The sequence below is a fragment of the Nitrospira sp. CMX1 genome (assembly GCF_054902215.1).
Window position 1 is genome coordinate 19,841 of record NZ_JBUBKD010000014.1, and the last position, 22,903, is coordinate 42,743.

Sequence of the window (22,903 nt, forward strand, 5' to 3'; positions counted from 1 at the left end):
CGCCGGCTTTGTGCTTACGTCGCTTCCAATCTCGTGACACGTATTTCATGAAGCGTTGTTCACTTGCGGGATGCAGATTCAGAAAGAGGACCTCAACGACAGATGAAAAAACAAGTCAAGCTTCAAAGTCATGATCTCTTGGTGGGAGCCGGCCGCGCGCCGGCTCGGGCGATGTTGAAAGCCGTCGGCTTTACGGACGACGACCTGACGAAACCGCTGGTCGGTGTCGCCAATACGTGGATTGAGGTCATGCCCTGCAATTTCCATTTACGTCGGCTTTCCGAGCGTGTGAAAGCCGGCATCCGAGCTGCCGGAGGGACTCCGATCGAGTACAACACGATCGCCGTGTCCGACGGAATCTCCATGGGCACCGAAGGCATGAAGGCTTCGCTCATCAGCCGTGAGGTCATTGCCGATTCGATTGAACTCGTGGCACGTGGACATTTGTTTGATGCGGTCGTCGCGCTGTCCGGTTGCGACAAGACGATCCCTGGAACCGTCATGGCCCTCGCTCGGTTGAATGTGCCGTCGCTCATGCTGTACGGCGGATCGATTATGCCGGGACAGTTTCAGGGGCATGATGTGACCATTCAAGATGTCTTTGAAGCCGTCGGCAAGCATGCCTCGGGAAAAATGACCGATGCCGAGTTGAAGGACCTGGAGGATCATGCCTGTCCGGGACCTGGGGCCTGTGGTGGCCAATTTACGGCGAATACCATGGCCATTGCCTTTGAGTTTCTGGGCATTTCCCCCATGGGGCGCAATGGAGTGCCCGCTATGGATGGTCAGAAAGATGACGTCGCATTCGAATGCGGCAAGATGGTGATGGAGCTTGTGAAGCAGGATCTTCGCCCGCGTCAGCTCATTACGCGCAAGTCATTGGAGAATGCCATTGCCGCTGTCGCGACGACGGGTGGCTCCACGAATGCCGTTCTGCATCTGCTTGCCATCGCGCGTGAATCGGGGATCAAGCTGAGCATCGACGATTTTGATAGGATCAACCGCAAGGTTCCGTTACTGGCCGACTTGAAGCCGGGCGGTCGCTTTGCCGCGGCGGATCTCTATGCCGCTGGGGGAACCACCCTGGTCGCCAAGCGATTGCTCGATGCTGGATTGCTCCATGGGAATCAGCCGACGGTGACCGGTCGGACGATCGGAGAAGAAGCCTCGCAGGCTCGTGAAGTATCCGGACAGCAGGTGTTGCGTCCCCTCGCCCACCCGATCAAGCCGACCGGCGGCCTGGTCATATTGAAAGGGAATTTGGCGCCGGAGGGCTGTGTGGTGAAGGTGGCCGGTCATTCGATGACGAAGTTTCAAGGACCGGCCAAGGTATACGATCAAGAAGAGGATGCCTTCGTAGCGGTCAAGGCTGGTCAAATCAAGGCCGGTGATGTTGTCGTGATTCGGTACGAAGGCCCGGCCGGTGGTCCAGGGATGCGCGAGATGCTTGGTGTGACGGCGGCGATCGTCGGCGCCGGGCTCGGCGACTCTGTTGCCTTGCTCACCGATGGCCGGTTTTCTGGGGCTACGCACGGGCTGATGGCCGGCCATGTGGCGCCTGAAGCGGTCAAAGGTGGACCCATTGCAGCAGTCAAGAATGGGGACATTATTACGTTTGATATTCCCAAACGCCGTCTTGATGTGAAGCTTTCGAAAAAAGAGATCGCGACTCGACTCAAGAAGGTCAAACGACCGACTCCGCGGTACACCTCTGGTGTGATGGGGAAATATGCCAGACACGTTTCGTCCGCCTCGGAAGGTGCAGTGACAACGTAAGTCTTGATGGCGGCTCAGGCCTGTGGTTTTTTGAGCCACAGTATGAGGACACTGGTTACGGCATCATCATATGAGTAGCGATGCAAGTATGAGAGTGAAGGCAACACCTCGGCGATGAGGTGGCTCACCGTGGATTCTTGGTGCTCAATTGCGAATCCTGCCTCAGTAAACAACCTCATCCACTCTGATTTTCTCAACCTATTGGTGTAGGAGCTGCGATTCCATTTCATCAGATTCCATAGCCACTCAGGATACCGGAGGCAATCGAAGAGCTTGAGTGGCTGTGGAGGCTGTACACCGTAGTACGAGTGGTCGCCGAGGTCAATCAGCGCCACGAGGTGCCCACCGGCGCGCAGGACCCGAAAACATTCTGCGACAGTCGTCGCTGGATCGCGCACATGTTCAAAAGCGGTGTGGGACCAGACGCAGTCGAATTGGCCGGAGTGAAACGGTAGCCGCTGGCCGTCATAAATAATGTAGTTGATCCGCTTTCGTGTTGCCTCATTGTTCGTCACATACCTCAAGACATCGACAGCGGTACAACTGACCGCCCCTTTTGTCAGTGCGGTTTCCAAGACCTCCAGGGTTTGTCCTGGTCCAATCTCCAATACATCCTTTCCAAGTGTCGACTCGAATCGGCTGTACATCTCAAAAACCTCTTGCACCTTTCTGGAATCCGAGTTGATTCCTGTCAGGTGGTACTGCTGGATCAATTGAGCAATTGGCTTCAATCCAAGAAGCAGATTGTGAATGATCTCAAGCGGGACAAACGTCATAACTCACGTACGTCAGGGCCTGACTTCTGGGTATGGCCCGTTCAGGGTGATCCTCACTCGATTATTCTGTGACTCATGCCCGCGTGAGAGGGGCTCAGTAAGCAGTCATACAGTCGTTCGTATTGCAGAATCGTTTCGCTGATGTGAAACTCACATGGAAGTGGAGATGGCTCTGCTGTGCGAACAACCGATGGTTTCACTGGAGATGACAACATCCGGATGATTGCCTTAGCCAATCCGTTGATGTCTCCTGCTTCACAGAGTTCTCCCATTGTCGGCTCAATCACGACTTCATCCGCCCCACCGACCTTTGTGGCTACAATAGGTAAATCTGAGACCCGTGCTTCAAGTAAAACTCGAGGTAATCCTTCCCAGTGAGAGGTTAAGAGAAATATATCGAGTGCGTGCATCACCGCCGGAATATCCCGTCTCCACCCAGCGAGATGGACACAATCCTGAAGACGATGGCGAGCGATCAACGACTCGACTTTCGCTCGCAATTCGCCGTCTCCGATGAGAACGAACCGGACGTTGGGTAGTGATGCGGTGACCAGCTTGGCCACCTCGATGAAGTCCTCGGGAGCTTTTTGCGGTTTGAGACATGCCACAGTTCCGATCAGAGGTGTTTCGGTCCGTGCGCCCAGTTCTTTTCTCAGTCGTTCGCGGTCTGCCGGGTCCATCACTTGTTGAAACGGTCTTGGATCGATCCCCGGCCGTACCAACAAAACGTTGTTTCCAAATAGACCCCAGGCGAGGCCCTTCTTGATGTCAGCGTGAGAGACGGCAATCCACTGGGTCGTTACCCAGCCGGTGATTCGTTCCACCATGACCAGCAACCACTTCAAGCAGCGAGGCTGTACGGGAGTGACACCATATCCATGGATGGTATGGACAATGATTGGAACTCCGGCAAACCATGCAGCCCATCGGCCAAGGATGCCCGCCTTTGAGCTATGTGTATGGACAATCGATGGACGAAGACGGCGAAGGAGTGTGGTCAGCCGAACGAGGGCCACCAGATCATCCAACGGATGGATCTGTCGGCCCAGCTCGGGAAGCAGTCTTACCTCGACATGAGGTAAGTGTCGGGCCTCCTCTGTCAGGAGTCCCCCGGGCCCACTGATCAGAATGACTCGATATTTTCTGGGGTCCAGATGGGACACGACATGAAGTGCGACTTCTTGCGCTCCGCCAAGCTCAAGCTTTGTAATGATATGGCAAATCGTGTCCACGACACCTGTCACTATGCAGAGAGGGTGTGATCTTGTCTCAATCGGAGTCGTTCCGCGAGTTGTTTCCCCTGCCCGATCGCATCTTCCATAGAGGTGTGTTCCCAACGGCCATACCGTCCGATGGAATAAATGCCTCGTCGCTCAAGCTCCGAGAGGATGGCGGGAATTGCACGCGCGCGATGACGATCGAAGTAGACATAGGCGTAGTGCAAATCTTTCACGTCTGAGACGATGATGTCGTCACTGGGCCGTAAGATGCCAGCCCGCTCCAATCCTGTCCGCGCTTGGCCGGCGAGCTGGTCAACCGACTGATGCTCTGTCGGCCGATGCGAGATCTCCACGTACATCGAGCTACAGCCAGGTTGTCCCAATGACGGAGAGAAATTCATAGGAAATCCGACTCGGTAAAAAGGAAATGCCGGTTCCGGGAAATAGAGCCAATGCTTGTCCGAGACCTGCTCGCGTGCCACGGCCATATTGAGGTTATAGACCGACACCCACCGCAGTCCGTCAGCGGCTTCTTTGAGATGTGTCGGTAGATCGAGACAACGGCGTACGAGTTCCGGAACCGGAATTGTCGAGACGAGCGACTCATAGTGTTCGGTTCTGGTCGTGCCGTTGAGTCGATCGTGGAAACGTGCGCGTCGGCGTTTCGTATCCACTTCGAGAAGTTCGACATGGGTCGTGACACCTGTAATGCCAGGCAGGAAAGCCTCCGGCAGGATGCTGATCCCGCCTGATGCGGGATAGAGGAACGACGGATTGTAGCCGAACGCCTTGTCTTTGATGCCTAAGGCGCCGTTGATGACGTCTTTCAACTCCGGCTTTGGCACCAGCCACGACACCCAATCGGAGGTGAGCTCATCCAAAGACACCTTCCACAGCTTTTCGTTGAAAGGAACCATAAAATGCTTGGCCATCCCTTCTCCAAGGTTCTCCAAGATCCATTGCGTGAAACAGAGGTCTTGGGGATCGCGTGCCGCGGATGGTTGCAGGAGTGTGGCGATGAATCCCATCACACACTCTCGCACGACTTCAGGCGGAAGCCCGTAGATGTTCACCTGAAAAGGATATTCCGTGTAGGTTTGGTGTGAGTAAATGAATGACTTGCGATGGTGTTTCTGGAGTTTGTCAGCAAGGAGCTGCTCCACCAGTGCTTTGATCGGCGGCTGACGGAAATGTAACAGGTGACCTGTGTAGTCAAAGGTAAATCCGTCTTTGTGATAAGACCGGCACAGTCCTCCCACCTCCGATTCACGTTCATAGAGCCGGTATGGGAGTCCCGTCAGATGGTACGCAGTGCTCAATCCGGCAAGCCCGGCACCGATGATCAGAATCATGCTGCTCGCTTTCTTTCTTCTAGGGATGTCTCACCCTCCATATCCCTGCCGTTCTTGACCTCAATCCGTTTCAACGTGAACGTCAGGGCCAAGAGTATGACAACGGTTCCAAGGCAGAGGCCCCAGGCCACCTCATAGGCCACCATCATGAGCATGAGACCGACGATCCCAACCGCGGCGGTGGCAAGATAGCTGACGATCACGATGTGGCGAGTCGACATCCCCCAATGCCGGAGTCGGATGGCGATATGGTCAGGGCTGCCCAGGAATATCGGAAGGCCTCGTTGATAACGGATATACATGACGAAAAGCGTGTCAAAGATCGGAATACCCAAGATAAACACCGGTGTCAGCAGCGAGAGAGGGTGCGTGCTTGGAAATTGTCCGATCATCGCCATGGCGCCCAGCAAGAGGCCGATGAACATGGCCCCTGTGTCGCCCATGTAAATCCGAGCCGGTTGCCAATTATATCTTAGAAATCCGATGAGGCTTCCGATCAACGCTGCCAGCATGAAGGCCACAACTTGATCGCCCTGGATCAGGGCCGCCACAAGTAAACACGCTGCGCTGATGGCTCCGACTCCGGCGGAAAGACCGTCCATGATATCCAAGAGATTGAAGGCATTGATGAGTCCAACCATCCAAAAGACGGTCAGCACGAGGTCCAACCATTCCGGTAGTGCCGCGATCTGAATACGAATACCGCTCTTGATCAGGACAAAAATAGCAAGAAGCTGACCAATCAGTTTCGTCGTGGGTGAGAGCACCCCAAAATCATCGATGAGTCCCAGCATGACCACGATGGTCGCGCCAAGAATAATGCCAAGGACATCCTGTCGGAATTCAAACGTGAAGGCGAGACTCATCAAAAAAGCCAGGTAGATCGCCAACCCTCCGAAGTATGGGACCGCTTCCTTTTGATGTTTCAGACGTCCGTCTGGAGCATCGACGATGCCGAATTTCAGTGCGGCTTGCCTGGCGATGGGCATCCCGTATAGTGAGAGTAACAAAGACAGAGCAAATGTCAGAACGTAGAGCGTCATTGTCTTAAGAAGGTCTTGCGATCCTCTCCTGTCGAGATCGGACAACCATCAAGCTCTGGACAGCGAAGCGGTCCATGCATTCTGTGCATGCCGAACAGTCCGACTGCCCGTTTCCGTTAGCCTTGCAATAAGACAAGGATTTCTCCGCCGTTAGGGAGCACAGCTTTCCGTTCGTAACAACGAGGCGCCACACATGAGCCGCTGGATCCTACCACGTACCGTGCGTATTCCTTCCGCGACAGTTGCAACTCATGAAGTATCCGGGCATCGTCGGGATAGGATGCCCCTTGCAGAGTATGTATCGCTGAAAAGATCACAATGTCATAGTGCAAGGACCAATTCTTAAAGGCCCCGTAGAATTCCTTGATTTCATATGTCTCCGTATTTGCCGGCGGAAACATGAGTGGATCGAAGGCGACTTGTATCTTGCTCCCAACGGGTGGGGAAATTTCAGAGAGAACCTTCACCACCTCTTGGTATGACCTCAATTGATCTACATACGTCTGTGCGTGCGTTCTCATTGCCTGTGTTTGATAGTCCTTGAGACTCTGTGGAAACCAGTAGACAGTGATCATGAGGACAGCGCCGCATAAAACGACTCTGGTTAGCAGGTTCTCAATCCGTTTCCCTATCAAGGGACTCACGTCTAGAGAAATTCGTAAGCCCTCATCCACGAGGGAGGCGATCCCCACAAGCAGCAAAACAGTTCCAGGAAATAAATAAAATCCCCACAAGCGGTGCGTTGTGAGCATGATGGATCCATTCATGGCCAGGCCACATAGCAGAAGAATAACGCCTTCGGTAGCAATCTTTTCGTAGCCTCCGGCCAATCGGAAACCGCGACCTATATGCATAGCAACAAGACAGGCACATCCCAAGAGCAACGTAATCGACAACCAGGTAGGCATGAGGAGCCACGCGTCGACATAGTAGGTAAGCCAACTGAAGAAGGTAATGCTTGCTTGATCCGACCCATGAGTCGCATTTGCAAACAAGCCGCGTGCCCAGGATTCGACGACATGAGTCGAAGTAATTGCTGAGTACAAGGCAACTCCCAGGCTAAAGCATTGCCCGAGCGCATAACCGAGGCTGCCTAATCCATACCGGTCATGAATCCAGCTCAACCACAACCTACTTGTGAAATACCCGCCCATGCCGACCACCGCCGGAACTGCCAAGATGGGCACAGCCATCACTACACCCAGCACAAATCCAGTAAGAGCCACCTCAGCCTTCCAGAACCTATTCTGTAGTATCTGTCGACACCGTTGACCCGCTAGCGCTTCTACCACAAGAATGATTACGATCGGGAGGGCTGATACTTTCGAACCGAATGCAAGTCCCAACCAAATCCAATGAGGCCCAAACAAATGTTGTTCTTTTCGATGCCAATAGAAGAAGATCGCTACGAACAACATTTGAATCGGTTCCGGTTTCGGCATTGTCATGTAGTAAGAGGTGTATGGCATGGCGTAGAGGCCTAGCAGCGTACAGCACCGCAACGTCCAGCTTTGAACGAACGTCCAAGTAAGAATGAGAAACGAGACGCTTAGCAGCACAACCTGCGTCATGCGAGCTGCAATGATTTGCCCGGTATCGCCAAACATATAGGCAGGAATTGCTGCTCCTATTGAGAGTGAGTTCCAAAGAGATCGTCCATATCGATGGTCTCCCCCGTCCGTGATGCTATGAAAAAAATCCTCGATGCTTCCCGGATGGAGAATGTTCCGTACTCCATCGAAGGTAATGCGTTCATCCACGTGTAATGCAAACCGACCTGCAACAAGATCGCTGTTTGCCCACAGCCCTAACGCAAGATACCAGAGGATGATCGTGATGCTGCCCGCAACCCACATGCGTTTCAATCGATGATCTGGTATATGTTTATCTGCCTCCCCTGGAGGTCTTGCAGCGACGTCGGCAGCTTCAGTCACCTGACTTAAGTGATTTATCGAGTCCATGGTCGGTACTTACTGTCCAGTATTGACTCGATAACGCTCTGCTTCCCACTCCATGAGCGCCTCGATATCACTCCGCGTCAGTGAACGCACGTGATCAATAGCCTTCAATCGACCTGCAATCTCCGCAAAAAACACCAGCATCGCCTCAATCGCTTGGTTTGCATTCTTCTGGATAAAAACGCCGAGATGCCGTATCAGCACAAACGCCGGAGCGGAGCGAGCAAACCGGATAAACCCAACAGCATCATCCGATGTATCAAATATCTGCGGGCGATCACCAAGAAAGACAACAATATCGGGAACCAATGCCCAATGTTTCTCGACGAGCAAAAGACAGATATCGTCAAGCGCTATTCGATGGACGAGCGGGTTTTCAGGAAGCCTGTATCCTCGCTTGATTAACTGGTGTGGGATTTCTGATGGAGCACAATCATCAAGGGGACGAGGTAATTCACGTAGAGAATCGAGTACCTGCCGGTGCAGATGATCCACCTCGTTGACCGTCTCTCCGCCGACAAGCATGCCATGATTGGCCAGGAACAGGACGGAAGGGCTCAATGCTGTACGCTCGATGGCTCTCTGCAAGGCTTCTGCGAGCTTGGCTCCCGGTTTATGGTAGTCGACGAGAAGCCATGAAACACTTGGTGGCAACCGTCGCTGGAGAATTTCAACGCATCCGGCTTGCACCAGATGGACCAAGACGGCGATTGGATGGGTATGGACAACAATCCGATGCGGGACGATGCTGTGAAGCATCGTTTCGATCGACGGACGTTTGGACATCCGGTGGAGGACTACCGGCGCGGCATCGAATCGTTGCGATTTGACATGGTCTTTGAGACGGATCAAATCAACTGGCACAAAGATGGATTTTCGGTTGGCGTCGGCCAGCCAAGCTCCTGAGGCTTTAATCCATAGTGTGTTGCCAGCCTTCCAGGACACGTTTCCTCCGGCACCTTGGACTAGTGATGCATCCACGCCGATCGTATGGCAATAGTCAGTGATTACTTCCTGTAAAGTCACAATCGTCTCTCAGTAATTCGAGACACGTCGCACGCCTGCCTGTAGGGTGGTCAATAAGTGCCGCACATCTGCAAACGCTGTAAATGTGCAATCTGGGGCTTCCCCTTCCTTCCCCACGTTCACGCCTCGATGGAGTTTCTGCAATGTGACTGCTCCCAGATGCTCTCTGGCTCCACGGATATCGTTGGTTGGGTGATCTCCGATCATCCAGATCCCACTGCCTTTGGGCGTTATCTTTTGCAACGCCAGTCTGAAGGGGGCCGGATCAGGCTTGTCAGCTCCTGCTTCTTCGCTTGTTACGCAATAGTCGAAATATCGATCAAGTCCAAAATAAACGAGTTTCCTGAACTGGATCTGCGCGGTGAGATTGGTCACGATTGCTGTGGGGATACCGGCGATCCGAAGGTCATCGAGCAACTCTTTCACGTCATCGAACAACACCGCGTGACTCAGAAACGTTCGCCAATAGGTCTGCTCGAAATCCAGTGCTAGGAGGACTTGCGATCCCAATCCGATCGTTTCGAGCATGGATTGAAAATAGAGCAAGCGGCTGTGAGAGCTTGCAGTTTTTTCCAGCCGCCCATTGACATCGGACCGTGCTTTCTTGAACGCCAGATCAAATTCTTCAGGTGTGATATTGAACAGTCGTTCAGTCTTACTCCGTACTGCCGTAATGCCAGCCTGGTGTGCCGGCTCATACGAGTACAGCGTATTGTCGATATCAAACAACACTGCATCGGGTAATCCGACGACAACATTGTGGCGATGGATTATCAATGTCATATGAGTCGCGCTCGCAATGATTGCGTCACATGGGTCAGGACGATCAATTGAGTCAAGCCGCGCATGCCGCTGTACCACTGCGGAATCGTATCAAGCAGTTCTTTCAATTGAGGCATGAGTTTTCCGGCTGCAAACGCCATATCTTCAGCCTCGACTTCTCCCTCGATTGAGAGCTCAATCTCTCCACTCGGCCGCTCCTGAGCGACTTCGACGTGAAGCCCACAGACTCCGATGAGCACCCTTAGAAGGTCCTCGTAGTACATCCCTTGGCGGGCCAGAACGCTGAGTCGTAACTTCGAGTGGCCGTCGACTTCACCCACATGGTCGGGATGTGTCGGGCGGATCGATATAACAAGATCAGCCTCTCCAGCCTGAGGATGAATGTACTTCTCAGCATCGGCCTCCCTACGTTCGATCGTCGCCAGGACATGAGATCGATGGTGTCCCCGCTGCCTCACATCCCGGTTCAATTTGAGCTGGCGTCGCAAGCCCTCGTCCATGTCAATAAAGATCTTGAGGTCATAGAGTGATCGTAGGATGGGGAGATAGAGTGCGTGGAGGCCGCTGACGACGATGAAATCATTGCTTTGGACCAATGCCGGTTTGCTCATGACGCCAGTGCGATGGTCGTAATGTCGAGCCAAAGCCGGATGCCCGTTTGCGAGAGAGATAATATCCTGTGCAAAGCGGGAGAGATCGTTTGCATGGGGATTCAGATGCGTCATCACTTGCCACATGGGTTTCCGCCGGTCCCACAAGTGATAGTCATCACCGGACACATGTACCACGGAATGCTGGCCGAAGAGGCCGACGAGGCTGGAAGCCAGCGTGTCTTTCCCAACACCGGAATCGCCGGCGATCCCAATAATGAACGGTCGGCGGGAAAGCCGAAAATATTCATTGGAGTGTACCCCTTCCTGCAGCATGCGAACGGCGAGAATGATCCCTGCCGCGAATAGGATGGTTTGCCACAGTGATAATACATATGCCGCTGGTTGCGGCCAATCCATCGCACGAAGGGCCGGTAACCAACTGTTAAACGTGAAGATCGGCGTTGGAGCAAGGATTCCGCTCAGGCCGACGTAGAGCAGACTGAAACCTGCAACCAAGGCAATAGTCATCTGCCCGCTTTTAGCCTGGTAGAGGACAAGGAACGGGATGACCCACATAAACCAACCAGGTGAGGCGGGAGTCAGCAGCAAGACAAGCAGAAACGCCACTCCCAGTAGAAAGAGCAGTAACTCAAAACTCATGCGCCGAACACGCCACACGGTGAAGAGAACCAGTAAGTAGGTGAGCGGTAGTATGTAGATCTGCAGACCTCCTCCGAACGAGATGGCAAGATCATATATTTTGAGGAGTTCCGGATTTCCTAACAGCATGGCACGCCCTCCCGGAGAATGGAGGTAGGGTAACTGCAGCGCCGCCATCGCCACCGTGAGTGGAAGGACAAATGGGAGAAAGGAGGTCTTGAGCCGCTTATTTTGATGTAAGTAGATGAGAACGAATGGAACGGCGAGTATCATGCTCAGTTTGGCCGAGACGGCCAATGCCATGAATACGCCAGCCCATTGGGGGGGGCCATCTCGAAGCTCCAAGATTCCTATGATCAGAAGAAGAATGGGGATCAAATCGTTCAGCCCCAGCCAGTAGGTGGCAAACAATACGACAGGCGACAGCCAGTACACCTTCAGTAGCAAGTGATCGTTTCCTTCAATCAGTCGCTTCAGGGCTAGGAGCATCCCGATATCGACCAGAAGCAAGGTCATTCCGTAGGAGTGGGCGATCGCGAGGCCTGCTGCATGACCGAGAAATGTGAGTGGCAGAAATAGGAACCACATCGCATATCCGTATGGGAATGCGCGGGGATCTCCGCCCATGGCAAGATAGGATGTCCATGGATCAAGGCTCGGTGCCGTGACGCTCTGCAGAAAAAACGGACCATACCACTGCTGAACTGCGGAAGGGATGAGAAGCCCCATGCAGGTCAGTCGTATGATGAGCCCGAGATGAAAAAGAGGATGCCCCAAGATCCCCGTCATAGACTCCACCGTTCGGGCACCTTTGTGCATACCGCATGAGGCTGGATGCCTTGTTCCTTGAGGGTCGCGCATAAACGAGGGATTGCCTGCACATCAACCGGTCCTTGCAATTCGGGAGACACGATGCAGAGTTTGAAACCTGCTTCGGTCAAATGTTTGGCGTCAGACGCCGACAAGGGAAAACGTGAAAAACAGTCTACCCAGACCCAATCAACTTTTCCCGAGAGCGTCAGGGCCGTTTCGACCGACTCGAACTCAGACACGCGCACGGCGCACCGCCGTTCCCCGCGCGTCATCGTCTTCACCAGCATCGGAAATGATTGGTCCAAGAAAAAGAATTCCTCGATGTTAGCCCCCGACAACGTCTCAATGATTCTTGTTTCTAACCCCTCTTCCTTCACATTCACAATCAGTATCCCGTGTTGATATGCACGAACCCAGTGCGTGAAATCTTCCCCATCAAGAAACGGCTCGTGTTGAAGAATCAGCCGGCCTCCGAGGCTGCGAATGTCGATCTCGACACCTAGGTGAGTCGGTGTCGACATCAGTTCATGAATCGTGTTTTTCCGATGCGCGATGATTCTCATGCGCCGACCGTCTTCTTGAGTTGCACGCTGTACAGTACGGTTCGTGCAATGAACTTTCGTTTTGCCCTCCAATTCACATTCCAGTGGGACATGCCGTGTCCCCGCTTCTCAAACCGCACCGGAAAGCGATGGATGAAAAGGCCGCTGCGCTTCGCGTGAAAATAGGCGTACAGGTCGAGAGAGAAATCGTTTGGCGGATGTTTCCAGGTCTCGTAAAACCTCCGACTGAAGAGCGTCGGTTGGGCGTTGATATCCCATAGCGGGCGCCGAAGCAGAACCGACTCAAAGAGACTCATCCCGACGGTAAAAGCCTGATCACTGATGGGTCGGCCATATCGACGCCCCTTCACAAAGATGTCATCTCCGAATCTGTCGAAATAGGTCCGCCCGTGTTGGGCATCAAATGGATCCGTCTGCAGGTCGGCATGAGTCCATCCCAGAATGTGTCCATTAGCGACCTGCAGTCCACTTAGAATTCCGAATCCATACCCCTTGTTCTGTTCGACTCGGATCGTCCTGCAGCGGGGGTGTCGTGGTATCAATTCACGAAGGATCATCGGGCTCTCATCGGTGGAACCATTGTCGACCAGAATGACCTCAATATGCTCCGTCTCAACCAGTCGCACACAGCGCTTGAGAAGCTCAGGCAGGTTACCCGCTTCGTTGTAACATGGGATGATGAGCGACAGTTCCATGCGATTGCGTTGTGTCTCAGGCACTCGTATTCAATAGTTCCATCGTCGCCCAAGTAACATTCTTTCCCTTTTTGGGCTAGGCAGCCCTGCGATCGAGCGCACAGGACTCAGGCAGAGCAGGACAGCGTTCTGCGTAAAACTCAGAGAGCATGGGGCGCGCTTCTCCTGCCACATGCAGGTCGTGTTCCAGGCGGTAGGGGTGCGTCGACCACTTATGGAAACATGATTGCCAATACTGAAACGTCTGAAGTTCTGTTGGCGTTCCCCAGCCGATGTAGCTGTCGATTGCGAATGCCCGAACCCGTAGCCCCAAGGCGAGTGCGTCTTCGATGGCGACATCCAAGTAGAATTCTCCGTTCACCCTGGCATTCCGGTCGATCATCCGTGTGACCACTTGGCGAAAATACAGGGCGCGCCGGAAGGTGAACGTACCTGTGATGATGGCGTCCTGTGCCGGATGGTTGAGCGGATTTTTTACAGACACGTTCCGCACCACACTACTTGTGTCATCGATGTCAACCCACCCATACATATGAGGGTATCGAACAGCGTTGGGATATTTCTTAGCCACCCACACGATCACATCGGTTGCCGGATCATCCAACAGGTCCATGAGTCGGCTGTTCCGATAGAGCATCCCGTTATCGCAGGCGGCAATGGTTACCGTCTCGTCGTCCAGCACATTCCTGTACGCGATATCCCATCCCAAGAAAGCTGTTCTTGCCTGCCCATCGGTCGGGCCATCCAACAAAATGGAGTGAGCATTTGGAAACTGCGCCTTGAGGATTTCGGCTACCTCCTTGCTCCCTGGCATGTCCCTTCGAAGAACGAAGACGTGGCGAGCGGTTTTCGGGAGATCCGATGTTGCCTGCACGACCATCGGTTTGCCGGAGACGGAAATCAGTGGTTTTGGCGTCGTGTAGCCAGCTTGTCGAAACCGCTCTCCCAACCCTGCCATGGGAACCAGCGTTGCTCCTCCGACAGTCAGGTGACTTGCATAAGCAGGATCGACAAGCTGGCGAAATGCATTCGACCACATCGAATATTCCTCAAGGTCTTCGGGTGTTCCCCATTGCATGAAATGTTGTAGCTCATAGATCGCGACCTTGCATCGGTTCTCCAATAAATGCCTGTAGGCCATACTGATGTAATACTCACCGCCGACCTGCAACTCGTCAGCGATAACAGTTCGACACGCTTCCAGCATGAGCGCCCCACTGGAAAAGTAGTACGTTCCGCTCGACGCATATTCTTCTAGGCGATTCTCTGTGAACGGCCGCTTTTCTTGGATGTCTTGAACCCAGCCTTGATACTCCTTCAGATAGGCATAATTCGTATTGCCGAGTGAGTGGGGATGAAACCCTTTATAGGCAGGAATAGCACCATCGCACCGCGTGGCCTTCACATATGAAATGAAATGGTTCCAATGCCAATAGCATGAGAAATCACAGTAGTTCACGATTACCGGACCGCTGTGATCAACTTCTTTCGCGGCTTGGAGGACCGCATGAACGGGACCACGTTTATGGGAAGAGATACCGATAACCTTACCAGTCGGGCAGTGTGTATTCAGAACTTCCTTGATTTGAAACGAGGGCTCACGCAGATGCTCGTCGTTACAGATAAAGAGAAAATGTGTTTCTCCAGGGAACATGTCGATCACATGAGCGATAATCGGTTTTCCTTCGATTTCGATCAGTGGCTTAGGAATGGTGTATCCCGCTTGACGAAAGCGTTCACCGAAGCCTGACATGGGAACAATAATCTGCATTCTAGGAACCCGCTTGCCTGCCTTTTCTTGACGTTTCCATTAGGTCCCCAATCATGCCGGTTGGCATACCCGTGTATGGGCTCACCGATTTCATTTCAACGCCAGTATCCCATAGATTCTCTGTATTTCCAGCTATTTGTGAATTGGGCGTTCACTCCAAGGTACGTCGGGAGGGGGCTGGCTCAGGGAGAGAGACTAGCTGCTGTCAGATGGATCAGTCTGAAGGAGTGCGCTCGAGAGCTTAGATGCTTACGGGAGAGGGCGAAGGCACCGATGAGAAGCTCGACAGGCAGCGCACGTATAAATCTTCATGTCGTTTGACCACCGACTCGATAGAGTACAGCTTCTGCACGTGGCCCCGACCATTCCGACCCATGGCTTCTGCACGTGCAGGGTCAGACAATAGTGTACCTATCGCTGTAGCCAATGCGGCTGAATCGTCTGGAGAGACCAATAGACCTGATTCCCCAGTCCTGACAAATTCTGGTATGCCTCCAACAGTCGTCGCGATAACAGGCTTTCCGGCCGCCATGGCTTCAAGAATAGCAATCCCAAACCCCTCGTAGCGCGACGGCAACACAAACACATCCACCGCTGAAAAAATACGTGGAAGATCACGTCTCAACCCGGTGAATACGACCTGGCGTGAGAGCCCAAGATGATCACGTAGGTATTCAAGCATACTTCTTGCCGGTCCATCTCCCACGAGGAGCAGTTGAAACAGCGGAATCCTTTCGTCACCCTTCAGCTGTGCTAAGGCTTCCAGCAGAACACGCAGTCCCTTCTTGGGTTCCACCAAACGACACACGGTCCCGAGCACGATTCCATCGCGTTGGAGCCCCAACTCTTGTCGCCCTAGAGCCGTGGCAGAGGCAAACCGGCTTATATCTACGCCGAAGGGAATGATAGCATGCTGATCGACAGCACCACCAATATGAGCCACAACTGACCGACTCACAGCCTGTGAACAGCACACGATGGCATCGGTCCACTTCAGAGTGAAACGATCGAGAAAGCGAACAACCTTCCCCTCGGTCACAATCTCATCATGATAGGATGAAATCACAGGAAACGTGCGTAAGATATGTCTGCATACGCGGGCGGCTACATTTGCCCAGAAGAGGAAAGCCTGCACCACGTCAGGCCGTTCTGTTCGAAGTAGCTTGAGCAATCTAAGAAGGACACGAATATCGAGTTTGCCCGTACCATCCAAAGAGACGACCTTGACTCCCCTCACTCGAAGTTCCTGAGCGAGGGGGCCATCTGGTTTGAGAGTACAGACCGTCACCGTAAACCGTACGCGATCGAGTCGTGAGGCTAACTCCATAATATGTGTTTCGGTTCCGCCAACTCCCAACCCAACCGCCAGCAGCATCACCTTAGCAGGCATGAGCGTTTCTACCACTCAGTTGTGAGGAGGAGAGGATCTGCTCGTACCAACCCAAATACGATTGCACTTGCCGATGAATACCGAACGAACGTGATGCGATTGCTGCTGCAGTTGTTCCCATTGAGGTCCGTAACGGTTCGTTCGAAAGAAGTTGGATCACACGACCGGTCATGGCGTCCGCATCACCGGCAGATACAAGGAAACCCGAACGGCCCTCTTCAATTTGTTCCGGTATGCCGTCGATTGCGGTTGCGACTACCGGACGGCCGCAGGCTAACGCTTCCAATACGGTGTTGGGGAAGGTGTCGGATTTGGCGGCATGCACGTAGACATCAGTCGCCTGGTAATACTGGGCGGTGATCCGCTTGTCTCGTTGAAACGGCACGAACTGGATCCCGCCGTTTTTGTACAGGATCGGATCGCCCTGGTCCCCCAACACAATCACGGTAATACGGCTGTTCGAGTACTGAGCGGCCACCTGCCGAGCACATTGCTCGATCGTCCGATAGTCCTTGAACACATTGCTCCTGGCGGCGTTGGCCACGAAGAGCAGCATCATGTCCTGCTGAGACAGGCCCAGCGCCTCTCTCGCCTGCTGCCTTGAGCCTGGCTTGTAGACTGTTGAGTCCACACCGTTTGGGATGACGCGCCCTTCTACGACTGCCGGCGCCAATATGGATTGTTCGACCTGCCGCATCAGCCACCGGGAAGGTGTAGCGACATACACACGGCTCTCCCTATAGATGTCCCGTTTCCGTTTCCAATTCGCGGCAGTCGCATCCCGCGCAATCGCCGGATAGATCGAAAGATCAGGGCAATGGCCACAGCCGGTCTTCCACCGATCACAGCCCAATGTGTACGCACAATGCCCGCTCAACATCCATGTGTCATGCAAGGTCATGACCGTAGGGATCTCCCGGCTCAACCAGGGTAGCGCACTGAGATCAAAATAGCCTCCACGCGGCAACCAGCCTCCGTGCAGGTTATGACAATGGAGGATATCCGGGCGGTCTTGCATGAGATCGAAGAGTCTCCAGGACTCCGGAAAGTTGAAGTTCTCTCTACCCAGCCTGGCCTGCCACCAATTGTTGGGTTGAGCAACGTAGGTCTGTAGCCAATGTCGCATGCGCCATACTCCGCGAATCCGCCCTTCATACGGAGCAAGCCAGTTGTCAAGATGGATCAGCGATGCGTTCACGGCCTTCTCTTGTTCCACATGGGACAAGGGAATTACCTGAGGGTCATCACTAGACTTCTCACCGACCGCCAGCAGGGAGTGATGCCCTCGTTGCCGGTACTGGTCGAAGAGCTGCCAAGCAATCGCTTCGGCGCCTCCTCCTTTTTCATATGTACTGATCTGGAGGATTCTCATATGGCTAGACTAGCAGGTCAAACCACGAAGCCTGAAATGATTCTCCATTCCGTCCCATCCCAGACCACGACCTGGGTGGGGAACGTCAGACCAGAATACCGGCCGGCGACCCTAATCCATCGTGGTAGCGTCGCGAGCGACAGATGGCGGCCGACTTTCCACGCCAGTCCCCTCACCAGCGCCTCGAATCCTCGGCAGGGCCTGCCGCCGTATTGAGCGAGCGTGCGCTGAGCTTCCTCCATATAGTGATCAACCTGTCGTACCGATTTTTGATTTCCATGGGCCCGGAATCCTGCCAATGGGGCCATGACACCATAGAGGTCGGCGTGGCGATAGAACCTGGCCCACAATTCAAAGTCCGCTGCCAGTTGCAGCGAGGTATCAAGCCTTCCTCCCGTACGTTCCCAGAGCGACCGCCGCCAGAACGTCGACTCTTGTTGGATGAAACGTCTGCCGTAAGATCCTGCTGTCGGGAGATTCCCGCCTTTGAGGAATGATGCCCGATTGAATCCGCCGCTGAAATTAATCGACGTCAACTGGCCGTGAGCATTCCAGCTGAGCGGCTGAACAGTCGTCAGCCACTCGATCTGGGGAAACTTCGTGAAGAGCTCGCGGACAATCGAAAATGCCCACGGGGTGTACTTGTCATCGCTGTTGATCCACGCCATGATTTCGCCGGTTGTCTTCACAAACCCCTTGTTGATGGCATCGTATTGTCCATTGTCCGGCTGGCTCATCCAGTGGGTCAAGCGTTCGGCATGACGTCGGATAATATTGACACTGCCGTCGGTCGAACCTCCGTCGACGATCACATACTCGAGGTTGGAATCCCGCTGCGATAGCACGGACTCGATCGTCTCTTCAATAAACTGAGCTTGATTAAACGACGGCGTGACGATGGATATTTTCAGCGATGATGAGCTCACGAGACTTGATCGAGTGCCAAGATTTGTTGGAGATGAGATCGAAACTCACGATTCTGTTGTAGCCGTTGTTCAGGCGTGGCGTAGTAATGGAATCGCCGTAACGGGCCGTTCTCCGGCACAAACACGATATCGACTTGAGATAATGCGTGATCCAATGGGCGATACTGAAGTCCCAGAATGTCATGGGGAACGAACCCCTTGGATTTCATATAAGTGACGACGTCGAAAAATAGTGGGCCTTCTTTGAAAAACTGAAAGAGTGAGACTTCTAGGAGAACGAGCTCAGCTCCACACAGGGTTGCTTCGCCTCCCCTCAAGACGTCCAGTTCGGCGCCCTGCACGTCGATTTTTATAAAATAGGGAGGATGCGCATCACGCTCTTTGACCAACCGATCGAGGGTGATCGCGTTCACAACACGGGGAAATCCGTTCACATCTGTTCCGCTCTCCGTCTCCCGGTACAGAGATGATCCAACAAGATCTGGGTGTACATTGATCGTCACCGGATTGTCGCAGGACGAGGCAACGGCAATCTCATAGCTCGCTCTGGGAATTGCTTTGACTGTTTTGTCCAAGCATGACACATACTCATTGAGTGGTTCGATGAGTAGATACTGAGCGTTGGGAAAAATCTCGTGGCATTGGCGAGAAAAACTCCCGATAGCTGCTCCCACATCAATGACCGTTGCCGGCGCCACCCCCGTATCTCGAACCTGTGCTAAGCTCCCTTCGAGTGATGTGCGTTCCAGTCCTTTGACGCTGGAAGCCGTCGAGGCTCGTCTACGAACTTCATATCCCAATGATCGAACGATGCGTCGAATGATTGATTTCAACATGGCGTATGAGCAGACCGATCCCAACATTTCCCCGCTGGCTTGATGGCTTCCATAAAGAGGGAGTCAGGTTTTCTCACCTTCCCGTCTGTTACCTCCAGGCCAAACGAAGCGAACTGTCCTATCCGACTATCATGTGCGTGGCACACCTGTGCGTCAGAAAATCCGCATTGTGTGATCAATTGCCCTAAGGAAAACCGATCATACATCCACTGGTGGCATTCCCCAGACAGTCGAAAACGGCCGATACGCAAGGCCTCGTGATCACCGTTGATCAAGTATCCCTTGAGTTCAGGCACAAGAGATCGTATAGTCCGAACTATTCTCGACATGATTGAGAGGCCACCGCAACGACTGGATTCTGAGCTAAGGGATGAGTGACGTCCTGGTTCCATATAGGTCATCGCTCCTACCCCAATCCTTCCAATCACATACTTGGTATTGTTGCGGGCTTGGGTACGCAGATACCGCTCCATCTCCCCTCCAGACGTGTCTCGTACTAGTTGATCAAGTAGTTCGAGTGTGATCCATTCATATTCTTCTGTTGCCCGTGGTTTTCCCGCCTCAGCTCTCGCAAGGACCCGAAGGTATTCACGGACGATTCCTTCAAGGTCCGGAACGGCCAGTCGGATGATGCCGCCAGGACAAAGAACTCGGTGGCATTCCAGTAACAGCCGCTTGGCCTTCTCCTGTGTGAAATGTTCGAGTACATGTGATGCATAGCACACATCAACTTGCCCATTCTCGAATGGCAGTCCATTCCCTACATCCCATGTTTGTACCGATGGACTGTGCGGACGCACATCCAGATTGATCCAATCGGGATGCCACACCGAGCCGCAACCGATATTGACTAACACAGGAGACACGCACTGTTCCTTTCTCTACTCAAACACTTTCACCCCGATACGGCCGGTATAGTCGATGGGGTGAAGCAACATCCTGATCCGATACTTAGTCATATATTCGTCGATAGCCCGACGCGCCCCCTGCCAGTGGCCATAGTCGTCGACAATCAAGACACCTCCCCGACTCATCCGCGGATACAGCACTTCCATTTCATGCTGAGTTGATTGATACCAATCGGTGTCCAACCGCAAAATCGCGATTCGATCGGGAGCGGACTGCGCCAACGTCTCTTCCACCCGGCCCGGTATAAGGTGGATACGGCCTTCTGGATACTGTGTCAGCGAGAGCGCTTGAGCAACCCGTTCGATCGGTGCGTAACACCAAACCATGTCATGTTCTGTCTTACTGGATTGCATCAATAGTTTGCGTGCTGACTCACCTGCCAGGGAGACGTCTTGGGGGCCCGGTTCCGTCATTCCCTCGAAGGTATCAAACAAATAGAGTTCGCGACTCGCGGCCCCACGACGCATCAACGTTCTTGCAACGGCCATCATGCTACCGCCTCGCCATACCCCACATTCGACGATTGCGCCGTCAATTGCCGCGTCTTCGACGTAGCGAACGGCTGAGCAGAGTGCCCGAATGCGTTCAGGGGAAGTCATCGTGTATGGGCGGACAAAAGCGATCGTCTCGCTGTCTTGACCTTCTTCGGCCGTGACGGCGATGTTCGGCGCATCAGTGGGGGTTCCCTGGTTCATCAACTGCCACCGCTCGGCTAACCCCTGAAGGGGAGCAAACACTTTGGCCAATGCGAGAACTTTCCGATTCATTAGTAATAAAAACTATGAATTGCGTAGTAGAATGAGGGAGTCACGTTGTAGAAGGTCCAGATCGGCACACTGCACTTCCCAACCCGCTTCGGTCGCGATCTTCACCATGCTCTGTTGATCATTGCGTGGCCACCAGATATCTCTGTCGTGCTGTGATTTGAAAGCCTCGGGAACCCCGCCCTTGGTCCAGCCGAACCGCTCCAACTTGACCCAATTGCCATATTGATGAATTGATACCGCTCCTGGCTTCATCTTGCGCCGAGCGGTACGGAGAATCTCCAAGATGGAATCTTGTTCATTATGGCAGAGCACGCCGAACGACCAGAACAGATCGAAGTACCCGTCCGGCACCCCCTGGAAGGAATTGTCATGAACTCGATGGCAGATCAACTGCCCAGAACGGGCATTCGGCACTAGCCACTGAGTGACGTCCTGAAAATCGACGGTGTGCAACTCGCCATGTGGAATGAACCTCAAAATTGCACGGGACCACGATCCTTTACCAGGCCCTAATTCGAGTACCTTCGAGTCAGGACGTAGGTGTGGCTGAATGGCCTGTCTGAAGACTCGCCGATAGGATCCCCCGCTTCTCTGCTCCTCGGACCATCTAGTCCTCCCTGGGACCAAAGAGAGGATGTTGCCGCTGTCGTATCCATAATTAAATTCCTCCTGCAACCAACGCAAAGTAGGCATGGTATAAACCTAGGTCATGTGTTATCCGGCGCGTTGAACCGCTGAGGAGATTGATCGCTTTATTCTACCCGCCACCATGCGGAGGCGAGAAGTCAATTCTACTATCGTGCTGATCTTTTGTTCGCTTCTCAGCCCAGCGAGAAACGAGCGGATCAATTCTCGCGCTATCGCAGACTCGGTGACAGCGTCCGGATAGTCCCAGGACTCCAACGTACTTAACATGACGTTAAAATACTGCGAGGAGCTGCAATGTACGCCGCTTCCATCTATCCCGATGTTTTGGACCAGTGACCGACTTGGGTAGAGACAGAGTCCATTGGCGGCGAACATGCTGGCATACCAACGAACGCCCCACACATCCAACTTTCCTTCGGCTTGGAGGGCCAAGTGTTCGAAGTAGGTATAGGCTCCATCGACGTTGAAGGCCGTTCGCTGGGTTTCGTCGACCAGGCCGGCCAGTAGCTTGGAAGAATCTCGTTCCAGCCGGTTCCACGCCCGATTCCATGTCGCCCACCCCCAACTTGTGGGGATGCGACTAAAAAATGTTGAATTGAGTCGACTAAGATCTTTTACCGGAAACATGTAGCCGGAAATCTGCATCACTCGTGGCTCCGCATGGTATCGCTCCAAGGCTTGGTTCATGAACGATAAGAATCCCGGCGCGACAACCAGGTCATCTTCCAGGACGATCACACGTCCGTGTTTATTCGCCAACTCAGTTACGCCGAAGATAACAGACTGTGCCAATCCGAGATTCTTTTCCCGCTCCTGCACGACGATCTTTGAAAAACCCTCAGCACATCCTGCAACCTCCCGAACCGCTCTTACGGCATCCGCATCATGAGATCCTTTTGGCCCGTCACTAAACACATAGAGCATACTTTCTCGAGCGAGTGTGTTCGCTTGAAGTGCATATAAAGTGCGCTGCAAATGTGCCGGGCGGTTGTACGCAAAGAGGGCGATCGGTGCGATAGCCATATC

20 protein-coding genes are annotated in these 22,903 nt (G+C 53.4%); 1 reads left to right on the forward strand and 19 read right to left on the reverse strand.

What is annotated here, in order from left to right:
• Positions 1-102: 102 nt before the first annotated feature.
• A complete protein-coding gene (ilvD, locus tag ACYX34_RS04705; protein ID WP_462075398.1) occupies positions 103-1,776 on the forward strand; it encodes a dihydroxy-acid dehydratase in 1,674 nt (557 codons plus the stop codon).
• A gap of 14 nt (positions 1,777-1,790) precedes the next feature.
• Here the strand turns inward: ilvD and ACYX34_RS04710 are convergent, their stop codons facing one another.
• From ACYX34_RS04710 to ACYX34_RS04800, 19 genes are all read right to left on the reverse strand, one after another.
• A complete protein-coding gene (locus tag ACYX34_RS04710; protein WP_462075399.1) occupies positions 1,791-2,552 on the reverse strand; it encodes a class I SAM-dependent methyltransferase in 762 nt (253 codons plus the stop codon).
• 53 nt (positions 2,553-2,605) lie between these two features.
• Complete coding sequence (locus ACYX34_RS04715; RefSeq protein ID WP_462075400.1) at positions 2,606-3,784, reverse strand: glycosyltransferase family 4 protein; 1,179 nt, start codon at positions 3,782-3,784, stop codon at positions 2,606-2,608.
• An 11-nt stretch (positions 3,785-3,795) separates the two neighbouring features.
• Positions 3,796-5,124 (reverse strand): protoporphyrinogen/coproporphyrinogen oxidase, encoded by a 1,329-nt coding sequence (locus tag ACYX34_RS04720; protein WP_462075401.1) that lies wholly within the window; start codon positions 5,122-5,124, stop codon positions 3,796-3,798.
• Positions 5,121-6,167, reverse strand: a complete 1,047-nt coding sequence (locus ACYX34_RS04725; RefSeq protein WP_462075402.1) for an MraY family glycosyltransferase — start codon at positions 6,165-6,167, stop codon at positions 5,121-5,123. The genes ACYX34_RS04720 and ACYX34_RS04725 overlap by 4 nt, the downstream gene beginning before the upstream one ends.
• A gap of 116 nt (positions 6,168-6,283) precedes the next feature.
• A complete protein-coding gene (locus ACYX34_RS04730; protein ID WP_462075403.1) occupies positions 6,284-8,128 on the reverse strand; it encodes a hypothetical protein in 1,845 nt (614 codons plus the stop codon).
• Positions 8,129-8,137: 9 nt separating this feature from the next.
• Complete coding sequence (locus ACYX34_RS04735; protein WP_462075404.1) at positions 8,138-9,151, reverse strand: class II aldolase/adducin family protein; 1,014 nt, start codon at positions 9,149-9,151, stop codon at positions 8,138-8,140.
• Positions 9,152-9,160: 9 nt separating this feature from the next.
• Positions 9,161-9,934 (reverse strand): HAD family hydrolase, encoded by a 774-nt coding sequence (locus tag ACYX34_RS04740; protein ID WP_462075405.1) that lies wholly within the window; start codon positions 9,932-9,934, stop codon positions 9,161-9,163.
• Positions 9,931-11,976, reverse strand: coding sequence for a uridine kinase (locus ACYX34_RS04745; protein WP_462075406.1), 2,046 nt, complete (start codon positions 11,974-11,976; stop codon positions 9,931-9,933). The genes ACYX34_RS04740 and ACYX34_RS04745 overlap by 4 nt, the downstream gene beginning before the upstream one ends.
• Positions 11,973-12,563 (reverse strand): PI-PLC domain-containing protein, encoded by a 591-nt coding sequence (locus ACYX34_RS04750; protein WP_462075407.1) that lies wholly within the window; start codon positions 12,561-12,563, stop codon positions 11,973-11,975. Before ACYX34_RS04750 ends, ACYX34_RS04745 begins: the two co-directional genes overlap by 4 nt.
• The gene (locus ACYX34_RS04755) at positions 12,560-13,282 is read right to left on the reverse strand and encodes a glycosyltransferase family 2 protein (protein WP_462075408.1); all 723 of its coding nucleotides are present in this window, start codon (positions 13,280-13,282) and stop codon (positions 12,560-12,562) included. The genes ACYX34_RS04750 and ACYX34_RS04755 overlap by 4 nt, the downstream gene beginning before the upstream one ends.
• 52 nt (positions 13,283-13,334) lie before the next feature.
• Entirely contained in the window at positions 13,335-15,029 is a 1,695-nt protein-coding gene (locus tag ACYX34_RS04760; RefSeq protein ID WP_462075409.1) for an NTP transferase domain-containing protein, read from the reverse strand.
• Positions 15,030-15,270: 241 nt separating this feature from the next.
• Positions 15,271-16,419 (reverse strand): glycosyltransferase, encoded by a 1,149-nt coding sequence (locus ACYX34_RS04765; protein ID WP_462075410.1) that lies wholly within the window; start codon positions 16,417-16,419, stop codon positions 15,271-15,273.
• A complete protein-coding gene (locus tag ACYX34_RS04770; RefSeq protein ID WP_462075411.1) occupies positions 16,409-17,791 on the reverse strand; it encodes a glycosyltransferase in 1,383 nt (460 codons plus the stop codon). Before ACYX34_RS04770 ends, ACYX34_RS04765 begins: the two co-directional genes overlap by 11 nt.
• Before the next feature lie 17 nt (positions 17,792-17,808).
• Positions 17,809-18,717, reverse strand: coding sequence for a glycosyltransferase family 2 protein (locus ACYX34_RS04775; RefSeq protein ID WP_462075412.1), 909 nt, complete (start codon positions 18,715-18,717; stop codon positions 17,809-17,811).
• Positions 18,714-19,553 carry an FkbM family methyltransferase gene (locus tag ACYX34_RS04780; RefSeq protein ID WP_462075413.1) on the reverse strand — a complete coding sequence of 280 codons (840 nt, stop codon included), beginning with the start codon at positions 19,551-19,553 and terminating at the stop codon, positions 18,714-18,716. The genes ACYX34_RS04775 and ACYX34_RS04780 overlap by 4 nt, the downstream gene beginning before the upstream one ends.
• Complete coding sequence (locus tag ACYX34_RS04785; protein WP_462075414.1) at positions 19,547-20,419, reverse strand: class I SAM-dependent methyltransferase; 873 nt, start codon at positions 20,417-20,419, stop codon at positions 19,547-19,549. The genes ACYX34_RS04780 and ACYX34_RS04785 overlap by 7 nt, the downstream gene beginning before the upstream one ends.
• A gap of 15 nt (positions 20,420-20,434) precedes the next feature.
• Positions 20,435-21,229 carry a TylF/MycF/NovP-related O-methyltransferase gene (locus ACYX34_RS04790; RefSeq protein WP_462075415.1) on the reverse strand — a complete coding sequence of 265 codons (795 nt, stop codon included), beginning with the start codon at positions 21,227-21,229 and terminating at the stop codon, positions 20,435-20,437.
• A gap of 12 nt (positions 21,230-21,241) precedes the next feature.
• Positions 21,242-21,922, reverse strand: a complete 681-nt coding sequence (locus tag ACYX34_RS04795) for a methyltransferase domain-containing protein (RefSeq protein WP_462075416.1) — start codon at positions 21,920-21,922, stop codon at positions 21,242-21,244.
• 21 nt (positions 21,923-21,943) lie between these two features.
• Entirely contained in the window at positions 21,944-22,900 is a 957-nt protein-coding gene (locus tag ACYX34_RS04800; RefSeq protein WP_462075417.1) for a glycosyltransferase family protein, read from the reverse strand.
• Positions 22,901-22,903: the final 3 nt, after the last annotated feature.